Source organism: Pseudomonas sp. FG13 (genome assembly GCF_057809755.1).
The window spans coordinates 48,137-71,802 of the sequence record NZ_JBMDKO010000029.1 but is presented as its reverse complement, the minus strand read 5'-3'; the positions used below and the strand labels follow the sequence as shown (position 1 = coordinate 71,802).

The window sequence follows — 23,666 nt, the reverse complement described above, 5'->3', positions numbered from 1 at the left end:
TGTCTGTCACGCCGCTGTTGAATCTGCCATCGCCTTCGCGGGCAAGCCCGGCTCCCACCGGTCTGGTGGCGCCCCACAAAGGTTGCGCGCAACCCAAATCCAATGTGGGAGCGAGCCTGCTCGCGAAAGCGGAGTGTCTGTCACGCCGCTGTTGAATCTGCCATCGCCTTCGCGGGCAAGCCCGGCTCCACCGGTCTGGTGGCGCCCCGCCATTTCTACATTGGTGCCAGCGGCTCATAGCTGGGTGTGAGCAATCAGGCATGCAGACATGTCCCAAATGCGCGTTTTGCCGGCAAACAGTCATTTACGCACCTGGCCCGGGCCACCCCACCTGTCTAAAGTGGGCTTTTTTCCCTTTGCGGTATTTCCATGAATCTCTGGTTCCGACTGTTGCTGATGCTGTTTCGTCGTCCCTGGCGCAAGCCGACGGCCCCCCTGGACACCACCGTGGTGCGCATGCGTGTATGGCCGCTGGACCTGGACTTCAACCGCCATGTCACCAATGGCCGCTATTTCACTCTGGCGGATGTTGGACGCATGGATTACGTCCTGCGCAGCGGCGCTTACAAAGTGGCCCTGCGCAACCGAGCGATACCCATCGTGGGAGATGTCTGGGGCAAGTTCCGGCGCGAATTGAAGCTATTCGAAGTGTTCGAGTTGCATACCCGGATGCTCGGCTGGGATGACAAATGGACCTTCATGGAGCACCGTTTCATGAGCCGCGGGCGTGTGGTCGGGGTGGTGATCATGCGTGGCCTGTTCCGCTCGGCCAAAGGCACGGTGGCACCGGGTGAATTCGTCCGTGAACTGGGGCTGGCAGAACAGTCGCCGGCCATGCCGCAATGGCTGACGGCCTGGTCGCGAAGCTGCGATGATTTGAGCCTTGAGCTTCGACTGGAGGAAGGCCCGCGCACCGACGCGCGTTAGTCGCCACAGGCATGCCCCATGCCCTGCCCGATCCCCGCCTATACTCTTCTGCCAATCCCCCCTGGGGCCTGCACTTCCAACAATAAAAAGCAGAGGTGGAACATGGTCTGGCAACAAGTCTACGATCCCTTCGGTAATGCGGTGCTGTCGACCTTTCTGGCGGCGGTCCCGGTGGTGGTGATGCTGGCGTCCCTGGCGTTCTTTCATATCAAGGCGCACCTGGCGGCATTGCTGGCCCTGGCCTCGGCCCTGCTGATCGCGATTTTCGCCTTCGGCATGCCCGCCGGCATGGCCGGTTCGGCGGCGCTCTTTGGCGCGGCCAACGGGTTGCTACCCATTGGCTGGATTGTGCTCAACATTATCTTCCTGCATCGGCTGACCACCGAAAATGGTTCGTTCAAGGTCCTGCAGGATTCCCTGGCGCGCATCACCGATGACCGGCGCCTGCAATTGCTGTTGATCGCCTTCTGCTTCGGCGCGTTTTTCGAGGGGGCGGCAGGCTTCGGTACACCGGTGGCGGTGACTGGAGCGATCCTGATCGGGCTGGGCTTCTCCCCGTTGGCCGCCTCGGGCCTGGCACTGATCGCCAACACCGCGCCGGTGGCGTTCGGCGCCTTGGGCACCCCTATCATCACCTTGGCCAAGGTCACCGGGCTGGATGAAATGGAGCTGTCGATGATGGTGGGCCGGCAGCTGCCGTTCTTTTCGGTGATCGTGCCGTTCTGGCTGATCTGGGCCTTTGCCGGATGGCGCAAGATGCTAGAGATCTGGCCGGCGATTCTGGTGGCCGGCGTCAGCTTTGCCATCCCGCAGTTCGTGGTTTCCAACTACCACGGGCCGATGCTGGTGGATGTGATTGCCGCGCTGATTTCCATGGCCTGCCTTACCGGGTTTCTCAAAGTCTGGAAACCGGCGACGGTCCACACCTCCGCAGCGTTGTCGGGACGCCACGATGATTCGAAGATCGACGCCAGCGAAGAACAACAGTCGGTGACCGGCGGGGCGTTCTCCAGTGACACCCGGCCGGCGGTGCTGCGGGCCTGGATGCCGTGGATCATCCTCACGGTGTTCGTGTTCGCCTGGGGTACCCAGGGCTTCAAGAACCTGTTCGATACCCGTCCAGCGATCGACCCACAGTCCCAGTCGGCCAAACTCGATCCCCAAGGCAAGCCGATGCGCGAGGCGAATCCGCTGTTCTCGCCCATGGTGACCTTCAGCACCCTGCACCAGCAGATCGAAAAAGTTCCGCCCGTGGTGCCGCAGCCTAAAACCGAGGAAGCGATCTACAAGTTCAACTGGTTCACCGCCACTGGCAGCGGCATCTTCCTGGCGGCGATTCTCGGTGGGTTGCTGATGGGCTACTCGATCCCACAATTGGTGCGCCAGTACCTGCGAACGTTGTGGGTGGTGCGTTACTCGCTAATCACCATCGTCGCGATGCTCGCCCTGGGGTTCCTGACGCGCTATTCGGGCCTGGACGCCACCATGGGCCTGGCCTTCGCCGCAACGGGCATTTTCTACCCCATGTTCGGCACCCTGCTGGGCTGGCTCGGCGTTGCGCTGACCGGCTCGGATACCGCCTCCAACGTGCTGTTCGGCGGCTTGCAACGGGTAACGTCAGAGCAGTTGGGCCTGAGCCCGGTGTTGATGGCCGCCGCCAACAGTTCTGGCGGGGTGATGGGCAAGATGGTCGATGCCCAGTCGATCGTGGTCGCCTCCACCGCCACCCGTTGGTATGGCCATGAAGGGGAAATCCTGCGCTACGTGTTTTTCCACTCGGTGGTGCTGGCGATTCTGGTGGGCGGGCTGGTGACGCTGCAGGCGTATGTCGAGCCGTTCAGTCGCATGGTGGTTGGCGGGCATTGACCGGCACGTCTACCGATCGTTCCCACGCTCTGCGTGGGAATGCATCCAGTGACGCTCCGCGTCACGCTTTGGCAGCGGAACGCAGAGCGTGGGAATGATCGAACTGACCTTTACTGAACGTTCTTCAGCTTGACCACGTCCCCGGACACCGAGGTGGTGTAACCGGTCAGGACCCAGGCCCAGAACCAGTTTTCCTGCACCTGAGTGTTGATCATGGCGTCGCCGCCCTTGGCCAGGATCGCGGCGTTCTGGGCGCGTACGAAGCGGTTGTTCTGACGAATCGGGATCACGCCGAACAGCAACAGGCCGGTGGCCTTCGCTTCACTGTGGCCGACAACGGTGTATTGGCTGCTGTCGTACTGCTGGGTCTTCATCGGGGTGCCGGTGCAACCCGCCAGGACCAGGCCGAACAGTGCGCTGGCAACAACCTTGCTGAAACTTTTCATTGACTACTCCATGGGGAAACGCCCGGGATCCATCTCTCGGGCGGCGCGTACTCTACCCGATCAACATCAAATTGACATTATCCATGATCAATTTGCAGCCTCGCCCCTGAAGCTCATGCTAGAGCCATTCGTCAGCTGCTCCTCCAACGTCCTCCAGTGCCCAAGCGCCATGTCGATAACCAAGTAACAGTGCCACGGAAGGCAAAACCTGCCTTTGCCGGCTGACATCGATCTGCACCGGCTGTACCGTTGGAGCGCTTGACCATGATTGACCTGACTGTCTGGAACCTCACCCTTCCAATCGAAACCCCTGCCCTGACCATTGCAACCAAAGCGGTTCCGACCCTGCAGAACCCGTACTTCACCAACACCGGCGACAAGATCGTCTTCTGGGCCCCGGTGACCGGTTCCCACACAGGTAAAAGCGAGTTCCCGCGCTCCGAGCTGCGGGAAACCTCGAAAGACGGCAAGCTGCGCAACTGGCTCTACAACAGCGGGATCAACACCCTCAAAGGCACCCTGGCCGTGAACCAGGTGCCCTCGGCCGGTCGCGTGGTCGTCGCGCAAATCCACGCCAAGGATGCGCCTGCCCCCTTGCTCAAGCTCGTTTACCGTTTCACCAAGGGTGTCGGCAACCTGGATGTCGAATACCGGGTCAAGCCCAAGGATGCAAAAAGCCCGGTGATGTTCACCGTGCCGAACGTTGCCTTGAATAAAGTCTTCACCTATTCCCTGCAGATGAACAAACAGGGCATGGTCACCGTGATGATCAACAACCTCGGCAAGCAGGTGAAGCTGGATCCGTCCTGGTATGGCTACAACTTCTACTTCAAGGCAGGCGTCTACACCCTGGACAACGTCGGCTATGCCACCGAAGGCGGAAAAGTGACCTACACCAAACTGGACGTCAGTCATCTATGACCGATGTCCAGCCTGGTGCTTGTACTTCAGGCCTTTGAAGGAACGGCGACCGCCTGCCGGCCGCTGAAAGCCACCAGGAAACAGACGAACACCAGCAGCGCAAACCCGGCCGGGAACAGCCAGATGCTGGTCCAGTCATGAGCGCCCGCCTCGGCAAAACGATCGGTGACCTGCCCCGCTACCCGGAAGCCGATCAACATGCCCAGGCCATAGGTCGCCAGGGTGATCAGCCCTTGGGCCGAACTGCGCAGATGCTCCGGCGCCTTGGCGTCGGTGTAGATCTGCCCCGAGACAAAAAAGAAGTCATAGCAGATGCCGTGCAGGGCAATGCCGGTGAACAGCATGAACGCCAGGTCACCGTTGTTGCCATAGGCGAACAGCAGGTAGCGCAACGCCCAAGCCAGCATCCCCACCAACAGCGCCAGCTTGATCCCGAAGCGCTGGATGAACAGCGGCAACAGCAGCATGAACAGCACCTCGGACACCTGCCCGATGGCCATCTTCGCCGTGGGGTTGGTCATGCCGGTTTCGGCCAGGAACGGGTTGGCATTCTGGTAATAGAACGCCAACGGGATGCAGATCAGGATCGAGGCGATGAAGAACACCAGGTAACTGCGGTCCTTCAGCAGCCCCAGGGCATCCAGGCCCAGCAGTTGCTTGATTCCGCCGCCAGCTTCAGCCTTGAGCGGCGCCGTGGCCGGCAGCGTGAGGCTGTAGATGCCCAAGGCCAGCGAAGCAATCGCCGCCATCAGGAAGGTATTGCGCAAACCGCCCGCCGCAATGGCCTCCCGTGAATCCCAAGCGAACACGAAACTGATGACCACCCCGGCGACGATCCAACCGAGGGTGCCCCAAACCCGCACCCGGGAAAACTCCAGCGCCGGATCGCGCATCTGACGGAACGCCACGGAATTGACCAGGGCCAGCGTCGGCATGTAGACCACCATGTACGCCAGCACGAACGGGTAGAAGCCACTGAAGTCCTGCGCCGAATACAGCTGGTACAGCAGCACCCCGCCCAGCAGGTGCAGCACCGCCAGAATACGTTCGGCATTGAAGTAGCGGTCGGCGATCAGGCCGATCACGAACGGCGCGATGATCGCCCCCCAGGACTGGGTGGAAAACGCCATGCCGACCTGCCCGCCGCTGGCACCCAGGGTGCTGGAAAGAAAGGTCCCGAGGGTGACGAACCAGCCACCCCAGATAAAGAACTGCAGGAACATCATCACGCTCAAGCGTGCGTTCATCGTGGTCATGACAGTCACCGTCTATTTGTTGTTCTTGTAAGCCAGCCAGTTGGTAAAAGCACTTTGTGGACAGGGGACCATTGTGGGAGCAAGGCTTGCCCGCGATGCAGGCGCCTCATTCTTCCTAAGGACCTCGTCGGCTTTATCGCGGGCAAGCCTTGCTCCCACAATGAACTCCCTTGCCACAGTTTTTTTGGTATCGGTTACCTCGGCAGCCCCAGCAGCCGCCGATTGGACGCTTCATCCGCCGTCACCCCGGCAAAATCATCGAACGCCTTGCGGCTCTTGTTGATCATGTGCCGCTGAATGAACGCAGCCCCTTCAGCGGCACCCTGTTGCGAGTCCTTCAGGCAGCACTCCCATTCCAGTACCGCCCAGCCGCTGAAGTCGTACTGGGTCAACTTGCTGAAGATCGATTTGAAATCGATCTGCCCATCCCCCAGGGAACGGAAACGGCCGGGGCGATCCACCCAGCCCTGATAACCGCCGTACACCCCGGACCGGGCATCGGGGCGAAACTCCGCATCCTTGACGTGGAACATGCGGATGCGCGCGTGGTAGCGGTCGATGAAACCCAGGTAGTCCATCTGTTGCAGCAACAGGTGGCTGGGGTCGTAGAGGATGGCTGCCCGTGGATGGTGATCGACCGCTTCCAGGAAGCGCTCGAACGAGGCGCCGTCATGGAGGTCTTCGCCGGGATGGATTTCGTAGCACAGGTCCACGCCGGCCGCCTCGAAGCAATCGAGAATCGGCAACCAGCGCCGGGCCAGTTCAGCGAATCCTTGCTCGACAAGCCCGCTCGGGCGTTGTGGCCACGGGTACATGTAGGGCCACAACAGCGCGCCGGAAAACGTCGCATGGGCATTGAGGCCCAGGCGCTGACTGGCCCGGGCCGCCAGCTTGAGCTGCTCGATGGCCCACTCGGTCCGGGCCTGGGGTTGGCCGCGCAAGTGGGCCGGGGCAAAGTCGTCGAACAGCGCATCGAACGCCGGGTGCACCGCCACCAGTTGGCCTTGCAGGTGCGTCGACAGTTCGCTGATCTCGACCCCGGCCTCTGCGCAGGTGGCCTTGATCTCATCGCAATAGGCCTGGCTGTCGGCGGCCTGGGCCAGGTCGATGTAACGTGTGCCCAGGGTCGGCAACTGAATGGCTTTGTACCCTTGTGAGGCGGCCCACCGGGCGATGTTCGCCAAGGTGTCGAACGGCGGCTCGTCGGACATGAACTGGGCCAGGAAAATAGCCGGCCCGCGCAGGCCGTTCGGTGTTTGATCGGCGGTATTCACGACAGCGACTCTCCGGTCTGCAGCGCGGTCCACTTCGCCTCGCCACGATGATTGATGAGGGCGGCCTCGATGAACGCCATGCCGCGCAAGCCGGTTTCGATGCCGGGTACGCCCGGCGCATCGGGGCCCTCGATCCGTTCGCGAATGGCACGGGCGAAATCGCCGTAAAGGTTGGCCATGGCTTCCAGGTAACCCTCGGGGTGCCCCGCCGGCAGGCGCATGCGGCGTGTGGCGGCCTCGCACAACCACGGCTGGCCGACGCCGCAACGCAGGATGCTCAGGGGTTGGTCGAGGGCACGATGGATCAGGCTCGACGGTTCCTCCTGGCGCCATTCCAGGGCGCCTTTATCGCCATAGACGCGGATCTTCAGCGGGTTCTCTTCACCGGCGCAGACCTGGCTGGCGATCAACACGCCGCTGGCGCCATCACTCATGCGCAACAGCATCGCGGCGTCGTCGTCCAATTGCCGGCCCGGAATGTGGGTACTCAACGCCGCACAGAGCTGTTCGACGTGCTGGCCGGTCACGAACTCTGCGAGGGAAAACGCGTGGGTACCGATGTCACCAATGCAGCCGCCCAGGCCGGACTGCTCGGGGTCGTCGCGCCAACCGGCCTGTTTGTTGCCCTGCCCGGCGACGTCCTGGCTGAGCCAGCCCTGGGGATACTCCACCAGCACTTTGCGCACCGTGCCGATCACGCCCGAGCGCACCATCTCTCGCGCCTGCCAGACCATGGGATACCCCAGGTACGTGTGAGCCAGGCCGTACAAGCGGCCGCTGCCTCGCAGCACGTCCTTGAGCGCGAGCAACTCACGCAGGTTCAACGCTGCGGGCTTTTCGCTGAACACATGAAAGCCCGCCTTCAGCGCCCGACCGGCAATCGGTGCATGCAAATGATTGGGCGTCACGATGACCAGCAACTCCATGCGCCGGTCGGCGGGCAATGCCGCTTCGGCGTCCAACAGTTGCTGCCAGTCGCTGTAGCAGCGGGAAGCGTCCAGCCCCAGGGCTGTGCCGGTTTGCTGGTTATTGCGGGCATCGCGACTGAATGCCCCACACACCAACTCGAACCCGCCATCCAGGCCAGCGGCCTGACGATGGGCCTGGCCGATGAAAGCACCCTCCCCACCGCCCACGAAACCCAGTCTTATTTTCGGTGCTACAGGACTCATTACGACTCTCTCAGGTCAGGGCTGACGACAATGTAACCGGTTACATCACGGCGGAATCTAGGCGCAGTTTCGCGGCGTGTCAAACCCTACGGTCTTCATGCAGGGACGTTTGTGAGGCGCCCAACCTGCGGTAAGCTCCCCTTCGCGCCGCTATGTTCCGGCGCTCGATCGAGGTGCTTTTGTCCAATATCCGTGAAGTAGCCCGGCTGGCCGGCGTGTCGGTGGCTACGGTTTCCAGAACGCTCAAATCCCCCGAACGGGTACTGCCCGAGACACGGGACAAGGTCAACGCGGCGGTGGAACAGGCCGGCTACCGGCCGAACCTGATGGCTGTGCAATTCCGCTCCCGTCGCACCGGCAACCTGGTGATCCTGGTGCCAACCATCGCCAATACGTTCTTTGCCCGGGTCATCAGCGGTGCCCAGCAGTCCGCCCAGGCGGCGGGTTATCGGCTGTTGTTGTGCGACACGCAAGGCCAGGCAGAAGTCGAGCGGGAGTTCGCCGCGCTGGTCTATGCGCACCAGGCCGACGGGGTGATCCAGTTACGCGCGAGCAATCCTTTCGCCTCGCTCCCTCCTGGCACCGAAGCCCTGCCGCTGGTCAACGCCTGCGAAGTGGTCAAGGATGCCGACTACCCCACCATCAGCCTCGACAACCGCGCCGCTGCCCAGGCCATGACCGACTACCTGATCGGTCTTGGTCACCGCCGCATCGGCATTATCAAGGGCCCCCGCAGCAGCCCCCTGACCCTGGACCGCGTGGCCGGTTACGAGGACGCCTTGCGTCAGGCCGGTCTGACCATCGACCCAGGCTTGATCTGCCACGGCGACTTCACCTTGAACGCCGGGTACGACGGAGCCGAGGCGATGCTGGCGCTGGCCGAGCGACCCAGCGCGCTGTTCTGTGAAAACGACGAGATGGCCATCGGCGCCCTCAAGCGCATCAAGGAATCAGGGTTGCGGGTGCCCGAGGACATTTCCCTGGTGGGGTTCGACGACATCCCGTTCGCGGCGTACTGCGATCCGCCGCTGACCACCATTTCCCAGCCTGCCGAGACCTTTGGCCGCAAAGCCGTGGAAATGCTGATCGCACTGATCGAGAAAAAGCCTATTGCGCAACGGCATGTGCTGCTGCCGTTCGAGTTGACCGTGCGTGGCAGCAGCGCAGCTCCGGGTCCCGGCAAGGCCTGACCAGGCACATCGGTTTTAACAACTCGCCATCGGGCCCGTTTCAACTACAGTGGAAAGACTCTGCATAAAGCCATAACAAGACGGAGAGTTTTCCATGCGAGTCAACAAACGCTTCACCCTTCTGGCCGCCGCGGCAGCCTTGGTGGTCACGACCACGGCCCAGGCGGCCCCGGTGTACATCAACATCCTGACGGGGGGCACCAGTGGGGTGTATTACCCGATCGGGGTCGGGCTGTCGCAGATCTACAGCACCGGCATCAAGGACGCCAAGACCTCGGTGCAAGCCACCAAGGCTTCGGTGGAAAACCTGAACCTGCTGCAGGCCGGGCGCGGAGAATTGGCCCTCGCGCTGGGCGACTCGGTGGCTGACGCCAAGAATGGCGTGGAAGATGCCGGCTTCAAGACTCCTCTGACCAAACTACGCGCCATCGCCGGCGCCTATCCCAATTACATCCAGATCGTTGCCAGCCAGGAGTCGGGCATCAAGACGCTGGCCGATCTCAAGGGCAAATCCATCTCCGTGGGAGCGGCGAAATCCGGCACCGAGCTGAATGCGCGAGCCATTCTCAAGGCCGCGGGACTGAACTACAGCGACATGAAGGTTCAGTACCTGCCCTTCGCCGAATCGGTGGACCTGATCAAGAACCGTCAACTGGACGCCACGCTCCAGTCTTCGGGGCTGGGGATGGCGGCCATCCGCGACCTGGCCTCGACCATGCCACTGAACTACGTGTCGATTCCGACTGACGTGGTGACAAAGATCGGCAACCCGGCCTACCAAAGTGCAACGATCCCGGCCAATACCTATGACGGCCAGGCCGAAGCCGTGCCCACCGTGGCAATCACCAACATCCTGGTCACCCGTGAAGACGTTTCGGACGAAGTGGCCTACCAGATGACCAAGCTGCTGTTCGAAAACCTGCCTCGTCTCGGCAGCGCCCACTCCGCAGCCAAAGACATCACCTTGGATAAAGCCGCGAAAAACTTGCCTATCCCCCTCCATCCCGGTGCCGAGCGCTACTACAAGGAAGCCGGCGCCCTGTAAGCCGATCTGGCGCGGCGGTGGTGATCGTCGCCGCGCCCTTGCGGTTCGCACCTTCGATGCAGGCAAGAGGACATCCTTGATGAGTGAGATTCAGCCCGGCATTCCCAGCGATCCACGGGACTGGCCCAGAACACTGTTCTACGTGGCCCTGCTGTTTTCGGTATTCCAGATCGTCACCGCGGCGTTCGCCCCTGTCTCCAGCCAGGTCCTGCGTGCCGTGCACGTGGGTTTCCTGTTGTGGGTGGTGTTCCTGAGTTATCCCGCCCATGGCACCGGGCGTCCCTGGCAGCCACTGGCATGGGTGTTGTCCCTGGCCGGCGTGGCCACGGCCCTGTACCAATGGGTATTTGAAGCCGATCTGATCCAGCGCTCCGGTGACCTGACCGATACGGACCTCATCGTCGGTATCGTGCTGATCGTGTTGGTGTTCGAGGCAGCCCGACGGGTGATGGGGATTGCGCTGCCGTTGATCTGCGGTCTGTTCCTGGCCTATGGGCTGTTCGGCGAATACCTGCCGGGCGATCTGGCTCATCGCGGTTATGGCTTCGATCAGATCGTCAATCAACTGTCCTTCGGCACCGAGGGGTTGTACGGCACACCGACCTACGTGTCAGCCACCTACATCTTCCTGTTCATCCTGTTTGGCGCCTTCCTCGAAAAAGCCGGGATGATCAAGCTGTTCACCGACTTTGCCATGGGCCTGTTCGGCCACAAGCTCGGCGGCCCGGCCAAAGTCGCCGTCGCTTCCTCCGCCTTGATGGGGACCATTACCGGCTCTGGCATTGCCAACGTGGTGACCACCGGGCAATTCACCATCCCGCTGATGAAGCGCTTCGGCTACAAAGCCGCGTTCGCCGGTGGCGTGGAAGCCACTTCCAGCATGGGCAGCCAATTGATGCCGCCGATCATGGGGGCCGTGGCGTTTATCATGGCCGAGACCATCAACGTGCCGTTCGTTGAAGTCGCCAAGGCCGCCTTGATTCCCGCGTGCCTGTACTTCGGCTCGGTGTTCTGGATGGTTCATCTCGAAGCCAAGCGCTCCAACCTCAGAGGCTTGCCCAAGGACCAATGCCCCAGCGCACTGGGCGCCGTAAAAGACAACTGGTACTTGCTGATCCCGCTCGCGGTCTTGATCTATCTGCTGTTTTCCGGGCGCACGCCGCTTTTTTCCGGCATGGTGGGACTGGCGCTCACCGCCATCGTGATCCTCGGCTCGGCGATCATCCTGCGCGTGTCGAGCTTTGCCTTGCGCTGCGCTTTCTGGATCGCACTGGGTGTCCTGTGCGTGGGCTTTTTCCAACTGGGCATCGCCGTCATCTTCGCGGTGATCGCGGTGTTGGTCATCATCTGCTGGTTCATCAAAGGCGCGCGGGAAACCCTGACCATCTGCCTCCATGCATTGGTGGAAGGCGCGCGGCATGCGGTTCCTGTAGGGATTGCCTGTGCCCTGGTGGGCATCATCATTGGCGTGGTGTCGCTGACCGGGGTGGCGTCGACCTTCGCCGGTTACATCCTGGCCATCGGCAAGGACAACCTGCTGCTGTCGCTGATCCTGACGATGCTCACCTGCCTGGTGCTAGGCATGGGCATCCCCACCATCCCCAACTACATCATCACCAGCTCGATCGCCGCCCCCGCCCTGCTGGAACTGGGCGTACCGCTGATCGTGTCCCACATGTTCGTGTTCTACTTCGGCATCCTCGCCGACCTCACGCCGCCCGTGGCGCTGGCTTGCTTCGCGGCCGCGCCGATTGCCCGGGAAACCGGCCTGAAAATCAGCTTCTGGGCGGTGCGCATCGCGCTGGCTGGCTTCGTCATTCCGTTCATGGCGGTCTATAACCCGGCACTGATGCTTCAGGGTGACAACCTGTGGATGAGCGCTTACATGCTGATCAAGACGATGCTGGCCGTCGGGCTCTGGGGCATGGCGTCCACCGGCCATCTGCAACAGAAGATGCCGATCTGGGAGCGCCTGCTGTGTTTTGCCGCCGGAGCCTTGCTGGTCGTCGCGTTACCGCTGACCGATGAGATTGGCTTCGTGCTGGCGGGACTGCTGATCTTCCAGCACCTATGGCGCTCGCGGCGCATCGGACGGGCCCTGGCGTGATCGGCTTATGCCTGGGCCTGGCCGGCGTGACCTGGGCCCAGCTTCCCCTCCGGGATTTCACGCTGGCGTGGAATCACACCATCGAGAAAATCCGCTGGGAGGAAGACTACCGGGTTACCGCGCAGGGGTTGGTGCTGGGGGAAGCCAGGGTCAAAGGCAACGGCGCCGGCATGGAGATTCCCGAGGGCGCCTGGCTGAAAAACGGCAGCTGGCACTACCTGCGCCAACTGCCGCCTCTGCAACCGCTGAGACTGGGCCGCACACCCCAGGCTGGGGATTACCAGCTGTGTTTGAATGGACATTGCGAGCCAATGAGCCATTGGCTGGGGCCACCAACGGCAGATCAACCGTTGGTGGAATTGTGGAGTTGCGATCCGTCCTGAGCCGACCCACGGCGGCGAGGCCCGCGGCCCAAGCCATTCAGTCAGCTGAATGTGGCTCCTCGGGTATTCACGAACAGCGAATACAGCGAGTGACTGCCGGCCATGAACAAGCGATTACCTTCCCGCCCGCCAAAGCAGATATTGGGGCAGCGTTCCGGCAGGGAAATATGGCCGATGGCTTTGCCTTCCGGGTTGAACACCCGTACACCGTCGAGCTTTTCCAGGTCGGCCTTGGGGTCGCCGTTGCCGCCCCAGCCGCACCAGAGGTTGCCGCTCTCGTCGCATTTGATGCCATCGATGGCCGCGTAATCCAGACCTTCGATGTGCTTGCGCCGCTCGCCCAGCGTCCCGTCGTCCTTGACCGTGATTGCCCAGATCAGCCGGTTGGGTTTGGCCCTGCCCTCCACCACATAGAGAATTCTCTCGTCCGGGGAGAAACACAGGCCGTTCGGCCCCGCCAAGTCATCGATCACCCGGCTGACCTTGCCGGTTTCGCCATCGACGCGGTACACCGCGTGGGGCTGGGACGGGGTGACCTTGTGTCCTTCGTAGTTGTTGCCGGTCTGGAATGGCGGGTCGGTGAACCAGACCGAACCGTCGCGCTTGCACACGATATCGTTGGGCGAGTTGAAAGGCTTGCCCTCGAAACTGTCCGCCAGCACGGTGATGGTGCCGTTGTGCTCGGTACGGGTGACGCGCCGCCCCTCGCTCGAGGTGGTAGAGCCTTCGCACACCAGCAACCGCCCTTGGCGATCACGGCACATGCCGTTGGAGAAATTGGCATTCTCGCGGTACACCGACAGACCGCCAGTAATCTCATCCCAACGCACTATGCGGTTGTTGGGAATGTCGCTGACCAGCAGGTAGCGGCCGTCGCCGATCCACACCGGCCCTTCGGCCCAGCGCAGGCCAGTGGCGAGTTTTTCCACGCTGGCATTGAAGAGGCGCAAGTCCATGAAGCTGGGATCGAGGATGTTGATCAGCGGGTCCGGGTAACGCTGGCTCAACGGCTCGGCCTGGACGAGCCCGGGCAGGTTCCCCAAAGTAGCGGCAGCCGCCGAGACCACCAGGGATTTTTTCAGGAATACCCGACGACCTTGGTCGGCGGGGCTGATCAGTTGTGAAGTTTCCATAGCGCGTCTCTCCGTTAATTATTATTGGACGGGACGACAGTTTTACTACGTGATAAGACATCGTACAAGAATACTGTCTTTGTCCCCCAGTGAAAGCATACGGACGCGCGCCCGCTAAAGCCGTCTTCTTTAGAGTTCCCTAGAGCGCTACGGTCTCATCGCCACTTGTTCCAACGGACAAGATGCGGTAAAAATTCCGCCACGTTGTACGACAACAATAACTAAAATCACCGCCCGAGGCCTCTCGCTTCGGCGGTCGTTCTTTTGAGAATTCCTGCCATGGCCCACTCCACCTACGCATCGGACACCCCCGCCCCGTTTCCACGCCAACTCGCCGTGCTCGTCCTGCTGTGCATGGGGTGTGCCTTCGCTGGCAACCATGTCGCGGCGCGAGTGGCGTTCGATGATGGCGCCGGCGTGCTGCTGGCGATCCTGATGCGCTCGGGTGGGACGCTGCTGGTGTTGGCTGTGATGGTGCTGTGGCAGCGCCAGGGCCTGCGCCTTCCAACGGGCGCCTGGCGCTGGCAGTTGCTCCTTGGACTGTTGATCGGCACGCAGAGCCTGTGTCTGTATTCGGCCGTGGCGAGGGTACCGGTGGCGCTGGCATTGCTGGTGGGCAATGTGTTCCCGATTTTGCTCGCATTACTGACTTGGGCACTGGGCGGCCCCCGCCCCACCACCCGCACAGCCGCGCTGATGGGGATGATTCTGCTGGGCCTGGTCTTCGTGCTGGAGGTGCCGGCGCGGTTATCGTCCGAACAGAGCGTCGGTCCGCAATGGCTGCTGGGCGTCGGCCTGGCCTTCTGCGCGGCTTGTGCGTTCGCCTGCGCACTGTGGATCACCGACCACAAGCTGGCCCAGGTCCGTGGCTCGGTACGCAGCCTGCTGACGATCTTCATCGTGTTCAGCAGCGTCAACCTCGCCGGCCTGAGCGGTGCCCTCCCCGGCGGCTTCAACCTGCCGGCCACCAGCACCGGCTGGTTGGCCCTGGCCACCCTGGTGACGCTCTACGGCACCGGGTTTATCGTGCTGTTCATTTCCGTGCCGCGCCTGGACATGCCGCGCAACGCTCCGGTGATGAACATCGAACCGTTGGCCACCCTGCTGATCGGCTGGCTGGTGCTGGACCAGATGCTCAGCCCCGGCCAGATACTCGGCGGCGCTATCGTGGTGGCCGGCATCGTGCTGTTGACCTATCGCAAGGTCGAACGGATCAAGGCGCCCGTGGCCGGGGCGGCTGGAAACAACTGAACTCGCCACAGGGGTTGGGTGCCCCTGCTGAAACTTGTCTTCAAACCCACAGTCCTACCCCAGCTGTGAAAGCCTCGCCTTCCTGTGCGAAGCGCTTGCGGCTGATGGGCGCCAGGCCTGGCGTTCGCGTAACTCTCCCTCTTGAGCCGTCCGCACCATGCGCCACCCTGTTCGCTCTTGCCGTCTCGCTTCGCTTTGCCTGCTCCCCCTGCTGCCCTTGCTCGCCAGCCCTGCCCACGCTCGAGGCGAGGGGCAACTGGTGGACGCCATCAACGACTATCGCAGCCAGTCCCGTCGCTGTGAATGGCGCACGGTCCGGGCCTCCCCGCCTTTGGTGCTGCGCTCGCGCCTGGCCTTGCCGATCGGCTTTCGTGACGGCTTGCGGGAAACCTTGAAGGACGCCGGCTATCGAGCCCGGGCCGTGCGCAGCATCCGCCTGACTGACGCGCGGGATGCCCAAGAGGCTTTCGACATGTTGGCGGACGAGCACTGCGACGCCTTGCTGGACAACCAGTACGCCGACATCGGCGTCAACCGGGTTGGTGATGAGTGGCGAGTGGTGCTGGCGCAGCCCATGGGCGGTGCACCGGCCAGCGACGCCTCATCGATCGGCAAGGCGCTGCTGGCCCAGGTCAACGCGGCTAGGGCCAAGTCCCGTGTGTGTGGTCGCCAGCGCTTTGCCGCCGCCCGGCCACTGAGCTGGAACGCCGCACTCGGAGCTGCCGCCCAGGGACACAGCCAGGCCATGGCCCACGGCAACTATTTCGCCCACCGCGATCCCGACGGCCGCTCCGTCGCCGACCGGGCCAAGGGCGCGGGCTATCGTGGCCGCAAGTTCGGCGAGAACATCGCCGCCGGCCAAAGCTCGCCGAACCAGGCCATGCAAGACTGGATCGCCAGCCCCGGGCATTGCGCCAACCTGATGAACCCGATGTTCACGCAAGTGGGCGCCGCCTCCGCCAGTGACTCACGCAGCGATGCGGGGGTGTACTGGACGATGGTGTTTGGCGCGCCTTGAGCGAGTGCGAACCCCCTCTCTCGTAGCGTTGTGACAAGAAGCTTGCTACCCCGTCACAGGTTGATATCGCTTACAGACGGACCTCAGCCGCCGGCACTACATCGATCCGCGACACCGCGCTGCTCAGGCGCCCAAGCCGATCATTGTGGTTGGCGATGATCTGCTCCGCCGCCAGGCTGCCGTTGTCCACCGTGGTATGGGCATCGGCAGCCAGGACCACTTCATACCCCAAGGTGTGGGCCTGGCGCACCGTGGCGTTGACGCAGTAATCGGTCTGCATGCCGCAGATCACCAGGCGGTCGATGCTTCGGGCCTGCAGCAATGACAGCAGGTCCGTCTGGTAGAACGCATCTGGCGTGGTCTTGCGCACCCGCAGGTCATCCGTGGAGGTCAACAGCCCGTCCGCCAGTTGCCAGGCAGCAGAGCCGTACACCAGCGAGCCTTGCAGCTCCTCGTGCTGGATCAGGATCACTGGCAAGTCTAAAGCCCTGGCCCGGGCACTGAGGTCGTTGATGGTCCGGATAACCCGCTGGCTCTCGAAACATTCTTCTTCACCGGTACACAGGGCGCTCTGGACATCGATGATCAGCAAAGCGGTGCTCATGGTTTCCCTCTTCAAGACAATGATGAACGGCCACGGGGGTTGCCTACGGCAGCCCCCCTCTGCTCAATAGCCCAACGATAATCCCGTGTTGCGACGTGGATCGTTGGCCCCATAGAACCGGTTTTTGCCCACCGGTTTTCCACCCAGCGACGGGGCGCCCACCAGAATCGCGGCAATGTGGTTGGGGTCCTGGGGACCCGCGAACTTATGCCCCCAGCTTTCCAGGATCTTTTGCGTGTCGGGGCTGGCGGCGAAGGCTTCCAGGTTGGTCTGCTCGGGCATCCATTGCTGGTGGAAGCGCGGCGCATCGACGGCTTCCTGCAGGTTCATGCCGTAGTCGATCACATTGAGGATCGTCAGCAATGTCGCCGTGATGATCCGGCTGCCGCCCGGCGTTCCCACCACCATGACGGTCTTGCCGTCCTTGGTGACGATGGTCGGGCTCATGGATGACAACGGTGCCTTGCCCGGCGCGATGGCGTTGGCTTCCCCCTGCACCAGGCCATACATGTTGGGGACGCCGATCTTGGCGGTGAAGTCGTCCATTTCGTCGTTGAGGATCACCCCGGTCTTGCTCGCCATGACGCCCGCGCCGAACCAGTCGTTGAGGGTGTAGGTGACGGAAACGGCGTTGCCCCACTTGTCGACGATGGAATAGTGGGTGGTGTTGCTGCCCTCATGAGGCGCTACGCCGGGCTTGATCGAGTGCGAGTCACCGGCCTTTTGCGGTTCGATGGCGGCCCGCAATTTGGCGGCGTAGCTTTTGTCCAGCAGATGGTCGATGGGGTTCTGTACGAAGTCCGGGTCACCCAGGTAGCTGTTGCGATCCACATAGGCATGCCGCATGGCTTCGATCTGGTAGTGCATGCCCTGAGCCGAATGGAAGCCCAGTTCTTTCATCGGATAGCCGTCAAGGATGTTCATGATCTGGCACAGCACCACGCCGCCGGAACTGGGCGGCGGCGCCGAGATGATGTGGTAGCCGCGATAGTCGCACTCCACCGGTGCCAGCTCACGGGTCTTGTACTTGTCCAGGTCGGCCTGGGTGATGATGCCTTTGTTGGCCTGGCTGGAGGTGACGAGGGCATCGGCGACCCAGCCCTTGTAGAACCCGTCGGCGCCCTTGGTGGAGATTTCCCGCAGGGTCCTGGCGAGGTCTTTCTGCACCAGCTTCTGGCCGACCTGCATCGGTTCGCCGTTGTGCAGGAAGATCGAGCCCGAGTCACGCATGTCCTTCTTGAACACGTCGGTGGCGGTCTCCAGCAGATCCACATCGCCCTGTTCCAGGGTGAAACCCTCTTCGGCGAAGCGGATGGCCGGGGCGATCAGTTCGGCCCGGGGTTTGCTGCCATACTTCTTCAGCGCCAGCTCCATGCCGGACACCGTGCCGGGCACACCTACCGCCAGGTGCCCGCGAGTGCTGAGGTCGGCGACGACATTACCGTCCTTGTCCAGGTACATGTCCGCCGTGGCGGCCAACGGCGCTTTTTCGCGGAAATCCAGGAAGGTCTTGCGCCCATCGGCCAGTTGCAGGGTCATGAAACCGCCGCCCCCCAGGTTACCCGCCGCCGGATACACCACTGCCAGGGCATACCCCACCGCCACCGCCGCATCCACGGCATTGCCGCCGTTCTTGAGTACATCGACCCCCACATGGGTCGCCAGGTGCTGGGCGGTGACCACCATGCCGTTTTCGGCGGCGACCGGGGCCTGGGAGGCGGCCTGCACATAAAAGCAACTGAGGGTCAGGGATGTCGCAACCAGGGTTCGGGTCAAGGATTCGAACTTCATGAGCCGCTCTCTTCTTGTTTTTGAAATCCAGGGAAGTATGGCCCGGTTTGCGAAATGCGCCCGTTCGCTGCCGGACGGTCTTTTGGGGTAGGCTCATGCCGTTCATCCTCCCCGCAACAAGGACATCGCTGATGACGCTGCGAATCGAACGCACCGACACCCCCACCGACGAAGAGCGCCAAGCCATCCTGGCGCCGCTACGCGCCTACAACACCGCCAAGACCGGCGGCACCGTGCCGGAACTGGTCGCCTGGCTGGTACGGGACGAACACAGCAATGAAATAGTGGGCGGGCTCTACGGTCGGGTGTTCTTACGCTGGTTCTATATCGAGTTGCTGGTGGTGCCGGAACAGGCCCGCGGCCAAGGCACCGGATCGGCATTGATGCAGAAGGCCGAAGCGCTGGCCAGGGAGAAGAACTGCGTCGGCATCTGGCTGGATACGTTCGACTTCCAGGCCCCAGCGTTCTACCGCAAACACGGCTTCACAGACATCGGCCAGATCGACGATTACCCGCCGGGGCACCAGCACTTCTTCCTCCAGAAGCGCCTGACTTGAAACACACATCCAGCGGGCTTGCTCGCGAAAGCGGTCTACCCTTCGACACTGTCGTCGACTGACCCGCCGCCATCGCGAGCAGGCTCGCTCCCACATGGGTTCCGGGCTGGCCGGGAGACTTGCATCCACCACAAATTCCTGTGGGAGCGAGCCTGCTCGCGAAGCGGTCTACCCTTCGACACTGTCGTCGACTGACCCGCCGCCATCGCGAGCAGGCTCGCTCCCACATGGGTTCCGGGCTGGCCGGGAGACTTGCATCCACCACAAATTCCTGTGGGAGCGAGCCTGCTCGCGATGCTCTACCGGCTTACAGGCAAGTCGCCAACGCCGCCAACCGGCGCTTGGCCATGAAGTCGTCGTGCTTGGCGTAGTAGTTCAACGTCGTACCGGTAGCACCGGTTTCCAGGTCGACAAAGGATTCAGCGGAGCGGGTGTACACCGTCGAGCCGCCTTTCTTGTCCGGTTGCAGGTAAGCCCCGGCGTCGACGCCGAATACCGCCTCGTCCTGCCAGGAAAACTGCACGCACTGGGCCACGACCTGTTCCGGCTTGTCCGAGGCCAGCGTCTTGTAAGGCGCCTGGGTCCGGGCCTGGTTCATCGCCGAACCCGCGCAGCCGGCCAGCAAGGTGGCGGCCAGGGCCACCGTCAGCATTCGCATTGCGTTCACTCATCGAGAAAAAAGCGGACTGTAGCACCACGCCCCCGGTCTTCGTGCGGCTTTACTGAAATTTATACGCGACACCGGACGACGATTCGCGCAACCTGTCACGCCTTTTGTCATAAGCAGAGAGTCTCCATGGCGGCAACCGAACAGCAGCATGAGCGGGCGTTGGAAAAGTTTCTCGACGAGCGCCCCGAACTCCGCACCGAACTGGACCACCTCAACCCACTGCTGGCCCAGGCCAAGGGCGAGACGGCGGAACAATACCGCGCCGAGCGGTTGCATGAAGCCTTCGAGGCCGAGGCCGAACGCCAGGGCCTGTTCGCCTGGGAACTGACCCTGCAATTGACCGCCGCCTCGCCAGAGGACTATCAGTCCCAGCGGATGGACGTGCACCGGGAAGTGGCAGAGATGGCGGGGATGGATTGGGCGGAGTATTGCGAGTTGCATGGCCTCAAACAGTAGATGAGCTGATTGAACAGCCACCCACAAGGATGTCCCCACAATCCTGCAGTGCCAATCGCCCCCCTGCCCATAAAGCTTTATCATGGCCGCAGTTTTGCTGATCGGATCTGCCATGAAGTTCGCCATTGCGCTGTTTTCCGCCGCCCATGCGCCGTCCTCGCGCCGAGCCTTGCTGTTTGCCCAGGCCGCGCTGGCCGGCGGGCATGAAATCGTGCGGCTGTTTTTCTATCAGGACGGTGTCTATAACGTCGACAGCGGTGTGGTCACCCCCCAGGACGAACAGGACCTGCCCAAACAGTGGCGCAGCTTTGTCAGCGACCACCAGCTCGACGGCGTGGTCTGCATCGCGGCGGCGTTGCGCCGTGGGGTGTTGAACGCCGAAGAAGCCCAGCGCTACCAACGCTCGGCCGTGAGCGTCGAGACACCCTGGGCGCTGTCCGGGCTCGGCCAACTGCACGACGCGATCCAGGATGCCGACCGCTTGATCTGTTTTGGAGGCCCATGATGGCCAAGTCCCTGTTGCTCATCAGCCGCCAGTCCCCATGGTCGGGCCCAGGCGCCCGGGAAGCGTTGGACATCGTCCTGGCCGGCGGGGCGTTCGACCTGCCCATCGGCCTGCTGTTTCTCGATGACGGCGTACACCAGTTGCTCCCCGGCCAGAACGCCAAGGCCGTCCAGCAAAAAGACCTGAGCGCGAACCTGCAGGCATTGCCCATGTTCGGCGTCGAAGACCTCTTCGTCTGCGCAGACAGCGCCGCCGAGCGCGGCATCGACGCCGATGCCTTGGGCCTGGGCGACCTGAAGGTGCTGACCGCGCCGGACATCACCGCTCTCATTGACCGTTACGACCAGGTGATTACCCTCTGATGTCGACTTTGCATGTGTTGTCCCATTCACCTTTTGGCGATAACCGCCTCGCCAGTTGTCTGCGAGTCCTGGGAGACAAGGATGCACTGCTGCTGTGCGGCGACGCGACTTACGCATTGCAGCCCGGCACCGCACCGTTTACCCGGTTGCAGGCCGCTGGCCTGAAGCTGTTCGCACTGGCCGAAGACCTCCAGGCCCGAGACTTGCCGGCCCCTGACTGGGTCGAGATCATCGACTACCCGGCCTTCGTCGAACTGTCGATCCAGCATGACAAGGTCAACACCTGGCTATGAATGCGCTGAACGTGGGCGAACGCGCCATCGCGCTGGACAAGGACGGCTACCTGGCCGACCGGGACGACTGGTCAGTCGAGGTGGCCACGGCCCTGGCCGCCGCCGAAGATATCGAGTTGAGCCCCGAGCACTGGGAAATCCTCGAACTGCTGCGGGGCTTCTACGACGAGTTCCAGCTCTCCCCCGCCACCCGGCCGCTGATCAAATACACCGCGCTGAAACTGGGCGCGGACAAGGGCAACAGCCTGCACCTGAACCGATTGTTCAAAGGCACTCCCGCCAAACTCGCCGCCAAGCTGGCGGGCCTGCCCAAACCGACGAATTGCTTATGACCGACGTTCCATCGCTGACTCTCGAAACCCCGGCCGAACATCCATTCGCCCAGTTCGTGCGCATCCTGGGCAAAGGCAAGCGCGGGGCCCGTGATCTGACCCGGGAAGAAGCCCGCGAAGCCATGGGCATGGTGCTCGACGAACAGGTCGAGGATACCCAGCTTGGCGCCTTCCTGATGCTGTTGCGGCACAAGGAAGAAAGCGCCGAGGAAATGGCCGGCTTCACCGAAGCCCTGCGCGCACGCCTGGATGCCCCGGCGTTGGCGGTGGACCTCGACTGGCCGACCTACGCCGGCAAGAAGCGTCATCTGCCCTGGTACCTGCTGGCGGCCAAGTGCCTCGGCCAGAACGGCGTACGGATCTTCATGCACGGTGGTGGCGCCCATACGGCGGGTCGGCTCTACACCGAACAGTTACTGGGGTTTCTGCAGATTCCGCTGTGCCGTGACTGGCAGCAGGTCGGCACAGCGCTGGACAACGGCGGCCTGGCCTTCATGCCGCTGGTGGACTGGGCACCCCAGATGCAGCGCATGATCGACCTGCGCAACACCCTGGGCCTGCGCTCACCGATCCATTCCCTGGCGCGGATCCTCAATCCGCTGAAGGCCCGGTGCGGACTGCAAAGCATCTTCCACCCCGGCTACCAGGCGGTGCATCGCGATGCCAGCGGCTTGTTGGGGGATACGACTATCGTGATCAAGGGCGACGGTGGCGAAATCGAGATCAACCCGGATGCCGACAGTCACCTGTATGGCACCACCGGCGGCGCGAGCTGGGATGAAGAATGGCCACGGCTGTCACAACAACGTCACGTCAAGCCGGAGAGCCTCGACCCCGAGCATCTGAAAGCTATCTGGCGCGGCGACATGGAGGACAGCTACCCGCAACTGGCCCTGGTCGCCACCATGGCCCTGGCCCTGCGCGGCCTCGGCCTGACGCGTGAAGACGCGTTCGAACGGGCCCGGCAGTATTGGGATGCTCGGGATCGATCGATTTAATCGATCATCAAAGCCCAACCTTTGCGCTTTTAGTTCGAACCTATCGGAATAGACTCGCCTCCAATGTTTATGGTTCGAGGAGATCGAGATGGGTTTGTTAGTCGAAGGCCGCTGGCAAGATCAGTGGTATGAAAGCAAGGACGGCACCTTCCAGCGCGAACAGGCGCAACGCCGTCACTGGATCACCGCAGACGGCAGCGCCGGCCCCACGGGCGAGAGTGGCTTTGCCGCCGAGGCCGGGCGCTACCATTTGTATGTATCCCTGGCCTGCCCCTGGGCCCATCGCACCCTGATCTACCGCAAGCTCAAGGGCCTGGAAGACCTGATCGATGTCTCGGTGGTCAGCTACCTGATGCTGGAAAACGGCTGGACCTTCGACAAGGCCCACGGCTCCACCGGCGACAAACTGGACAAGCTGCGCTTCCTGCACCAGCGCTACACCGCCGATACAGCGGATTACACCGGTCGCGTCACCGTACCGGCGCTGTGGGACAAGCGGCAACAGCGCATCGTGAACAACGAGTCGGCGGAAATCATCCGCATGTTCAACAGCGCCTTCAATGACCTGACCGGCAACCACCTGGACCTGTATCCCGAACACCTGCGCAGCAAGATCGATGCGCTGAACGAGCGGATCTATCCGGCGGTGAACAACGGCGTCTACCGCGCCGGGTTCGCCACCACCCAACAGGCTTACGAAGAAGCGTTCGACCAGTTGTTCGCCGAACTCGATCGGTTGGAGACGCTCCTGGGATCACAGCGCTACCTGGCCGGCGAATACCTGACCGAAGCGGATATCCGCCTGTTCACCACCATGATCCGTTTCGATGCCGTGTATTTCGGCCACTTCAAATGCAACCTGCGGCGCATCGCCGACTACCCGAACCTGTCGAACTGGCTGCGGGAGCTGTACCAATGGCCGGGCATTGCCGAGACGGTGGATTTCACCCACATCCAGCGGCATTACTACGGCAGCCACAAGACCATCAATCCCAACGGGATCGTGCCCAAGGGACCGGAGCAGGATTTCAGCGGGGCCCATGATCGGGCGCGGTTGGTGGGGAAAGGGATCTGGGGCGGGGACTGATCCGGGATTTGTCGTGGATGTA

General features: G+C 62.4%; 25 protein-coding genes. 17 read left to right on the top strand and 8 right to left on the bottom strand.

All coding sequences use genetic code 11. The features are described 5' to 3' along the window. The first annotated feature begins 369 nt into the window (after positions 1–369). Both ACODTO_RS20760 and ACODTO_RS20755 read left to right on the top strand, forming a co-directional pair. Positions 370–927 (top strand): thioesterase family protein, encoded by a 558-nt coding sequence (locus ACODTO_RS20760; RefSeq protein WP_175362112.1) that lies wholly within the window; start codon positions 370–372, stop codon positions 925–927. A gap of 102 nt (positions 928–1,029) precedes the next feature. Next, positions 1,030–2,793, top strand: a complete 1,764-nt coding sequence (locus tag ACODTO_RS20755; protein ID WP_489106987.1) for an L-lactate permease — start codon at positions 1,030–1,032, stop codon at positions 2,791–2,793. 110 nt (positions 2,794–2,903) lie between these two features. On the opposite strand, the gene ACODTO_RS20750 is transcribed toward ACODTO_RS20755, so the two are convergent. Continuing rightward, the gene (locus tag ACODTO_RS20750) at positions 2,904–3,239 is read right to left on the bottom strand and encodes a hypothetical protein (protein ID WP_139643697.1); all 336 of its coding nucleotides are present in this window, start codon (positions 3,237–3,239) and stop codon (positions 2,904–2,906) included. Positions 3,240–3,503: 264 nt separating this feature from the next. On the opposite strand from ACODTO_RS20750, the gene ACODTO_RS20745 reads away from it, so the two are divergent. Next, entirely contained in the window at positions 3,504–4,160 is a 657-nt protein-coding gene (locus tag ACODTO_RS20745; RefSeq protein WP_139643700.1) for a polysaccharide lyase family 7 protein, read from the top strand. A 26-nt stretch (positions 4,161–4,186) separates the two neighbouring features. Here the strand turns inward: ACODTO_RS20745 and ACODTO_RS20740 are convergent, their stop codons facing one another. From ACODTO_RS20740 to ACODTO_RS20730, 3 genes are all read right to left on the bottom strand, one after another. Continuing rightward, positions 4,187–5,416 (bottom strand): MFS transporter, encoded by a 1,230-nt coding sequence (locus ACODTO_RS20740; protein ID WP_489106986.1) that lies wholly within the window; start codon positions 5,414–5,416, stop codon positions 4,187–4,189. Between the two features lie 194 nt (positions 5,417–5,610). Then, entirely contained in the window at positions 5,611–6,690 is a 1,080-nt protein-coding gene (locus ACODTO_RS20735) for a sugar phosphate isomerase/epimerase family protein (protein WP_368372919.1), read from the bottom strand. Next, complete coding sequence (locus tag ACODTO_RS20730; protein WP_489106985.1) at positions 6,687–7,862, bottom strand: Gfo/Idh/MocA family protein; 1,176 nt, start codon at positions 7,860–7,862, stop codon at positions 6,687–6,689. The genes ACODTO_RS20735 and ACODTO_RS20730 overlap by 4 nt, the downstream gene beginning before the upstream one ends. A 179-nt stretch (positions 7,863–8,041) precedes the next feature. Between ACODTO_RS20730 and ACODTO_RS20725 the strand changes: the two genes are divergently transcribed. From ACODTO_RS20725 to ACODTO_RS20710, 4 genes are all read left to right on the top strand, one after another. After that, on the top strand, positions 8,042–9,052 hold the full coding sequence (locus ACODTO_RS20725) for a LacI family DNA-binding transcriptional regulator (RefSeq protein ID WP_489106984.1): 1,011 nt from the start codon (positions 8,042–8,044) through the stop codon (positions 9,050–9,052). A gap of 94 nt (positions 9,053–9,146) precedes the next feature. Further along, complete coding sequence (locus ACODTO_RS20720; RefSeq protein ID WP_175362106.1) at positions 9,147–10,097, top strand: TAXI family TRAP transporter solute-binding subunit; 951 nt, start codon at positions 9,147–9,149, stop codon at positions 10,095–10,097. A 79-nt stretch (positions 10,098–10,176) separates the two neighbouring features. Beyond that, the gene (locus tag ACODTO_RS20715) at positions 10,177–12,204 is read left to right on the top strand and encodes a TRAP transporter permease (RefSeq protein WP_139643717.1); all 2,028 of its coding nucleotides are present in this window, start codon (positions 10,177–10,179) and stop codon (positions 12,202–12,204) included. Next, on the top strand, positions 12,201–12,587 hold the full coding sequence (locus ACODTO_RS20710; protein WP_175362104.1) for a DUF1850 domain-containing protein: 387 nt from the start codon (positions 12,201–12,203) through the stop codon (positions 12,585–12,587). Before ACODTO_RS20715 ends, ACODTO_RS20710 begins: the two co-directional genes overlap by 4 nt. A 41-nt stretch (positions 12,588–12,628) precedes the next feature. Here ACODTO_RS20710 and ACODTO_RS20705 read toward each other — a convergent pair whose 3' ends face one another. Then, positions 12,629–13,720: an SMP-30/gluconolactonase/LRE family protein gene (locus ACODTO_RS20705; RefSeq protein ID WP_464709282.1), complete on the bottom strand. Its 1,092-nt coding sequence runs from the start codon at positions 13,718–13,720 to the stop codon at positions 12,629–12,631. A 279-nt stretch (positions 13,721–13,999) separates the two neighbouring features. On the opposite strand from ACODTO_RS20705, the gene ACODTO_RS20700 reads away from it, so the two are divergent. Beyond that, on the top strand, positions 14,000–14,971 hold the full coding sequence (locus ACODTO_RS20700) for an EamA family transporter (RefSeq protein WP_175385868.1): 972 nt from the start codon (positions 14,000–14,002) through the stop codon (positions 14,969–14,971). A gap of 157 nt (positions 14,972–15,128) precedes the next feature. After that, positions 15,129–15,989 (top strand): CAP domain-containing protein, encoded by an 861-nt coding sequence (locus ACODTO_RS20695; protein ID WP_175385869.1) that lies wholly within the window; start codon positions 15,129–15,131, stop codon positions 15,987–15,989. 70 nt (positions 15,990–16,059) lie between these two features. Here ACODTO_RS20695 and ACODTO_RS20690 read toward each other — a convergent pair whose 3' ends face one another. Together ACODTO_RS20690 and ggt are read right to left on the bottom strand one after the other, a co-directional pair. Next, on the bottom strand, positions 16,060–16,593 hold the full coding sequence (locus ACODTO_RS20690) for a cysteine hydrolase family protein (RefSeq protein ID WP_139643733.1): 534 nt from the start codon (positions 16,591–16,593) through the stop codon (positions 16,060–16,062). A 63-nt stretch (positions 16,594–16,656) separates the two neighbouring features. Beyond that, positions 16,657–18,384 carry a gamma-glutamyltransferase gene (gene ggt, locus ACODTO_RS20685; protein ID WP_489106983.1) on the bottom strand — a complete coding sequence of 576 codons (1,728 nt, stop codon included), beginning with the start codon at positions 18,382–18,384 and terminating at the stop codon, positions 16,657–16,659. A 131-nt stretch (positions 18,385–18,515) separates the two neighbouring features. Between ggt and ACODTO_RS20680 the strand changes: the two genes are divergently transcribed. Continuing rightward, positions 18,516–18,941: a GNAT family N-acetyltransferase gene (locus ACODTO_RS20680; RefSeq protein ID WP_489106982.1), complete on the top strand. Its 426-nt coding sequence runs from the start codon at positions 18,516–18,518 to the stop codon at positions 18,939–18,941. Positions 18,942–19,248: 307 nt separating this feature from the next. Here the strand turns inward: ACODTO_RS20680 and ACODTO_RS20675 are convergent, their stop codons facing one another. Then, positions 19,249–19,599, bottom strand: coding sequence for a hypothetical protein (locus tag ACODTO_RS20675; protein ID WP_175385872.1), 351 nt, complete (start codon positions 19,597–19,599; stop codon positions 19,249–19,251). 138 nt (positions 19,600–19,737) lie between these two features. Between ACODTO_RS20675 and ACODTO_RS20670 the strand changes: the two genes are divergently transcribed. The 7 genes from ACODTO_RS20670 to ACODTO_RS20640 all read left to right on the top strand — a co-directional run bounded on the left by ACODTO_RS20670 (position 19,738) and on the right by ACODTO_RS20640 (position 23,644). Next, on the top strand, positions 19,738–20,067 hold the full coding sequence (locus tag ACODTO_RS20670) for a DUF6388 family protein (protein WP_489106981.1): 330 nt from the start codon (positions 19,738–19,740) through the stop codon (positions 20,065–20,067). A 112-nt stretch (positions 20,068–20,179) separates the two neighbouring features. Next, positions 20,180–20,572, top strand: coding sequence for a sulfurtransferase complex subunit TusD (tusD, locus tag ACODTO_RS20665; RefSeq protein ID WP_489106980.1), 393 nt, complete (start codon positions 20,180–20,182; stop codon positions 20,570–20,572). Further along, positions 20,572–20,934, top strand: a complete 363-nt coding sequence (gene tusC / locus ACODTO_RS20660) for a sulfurtransferase complex subunit TusC (RefSeq protein ID WP_139643749.1) — start codon at positions 20,572–20,574, stop codon at positions 20,932–20,934. Before tusD ends, tusC begins: the two co-directional genes overlap by 1 nt. After that, complete coding sequence (tusB, locus tag ACODTO_RS20655) at positions 20,934–21,227, top strand: sulfurtransferase complex subunit TusB (RefSeq protein WP_139643752.1); 294 nt, start codon at positions 20,934–20,936, stop codon at positions 21,225–21,227. Before tusC ends, tusB begins: the two co-directional genes overlap by 1 nt. Further along, a complete protein-coding gene (locus ACODTO_RS20650) occupies positions 21,224–21,559 on the top strand; it encodes a TusE/DsrC/DsvC family sulfur relay protein (protein ID WP_047700728.1) in 336 nt (111 codons plus the stop codon). The genes tusB and ACODTO_RS20650 overlap by 4 nt, the downstream gene beginning before the upstream one ends. Further along, entirely contained in the window at positions 21,556–22,557 is a 1,002-nt protein-coding gene (locus tag ACODTO_RS20645) for a glycosyl transferase family protein (RefSeq protein ID WP_489106979.1), read from the top strand. Before ACODTO_RS20650 ends, ACODTO_RS20645 begins: the two co-directional genes overlap by 4 nt. Before the next feature lie 88 nt (positions 22,558–22,645). Next, positions 22,646–23,644: a glutathione S-transferase family protein gene (locus ACODTO_RS20640; protein WP_175362096.1), complete on the top strand. Its 999-nt coding sequence runs from the start codon at positions 22,646–22,648 to the stop codon at positions 23,642–23,644. Positions 23,645–23,666: the final 22 nt, after the last annotated feature.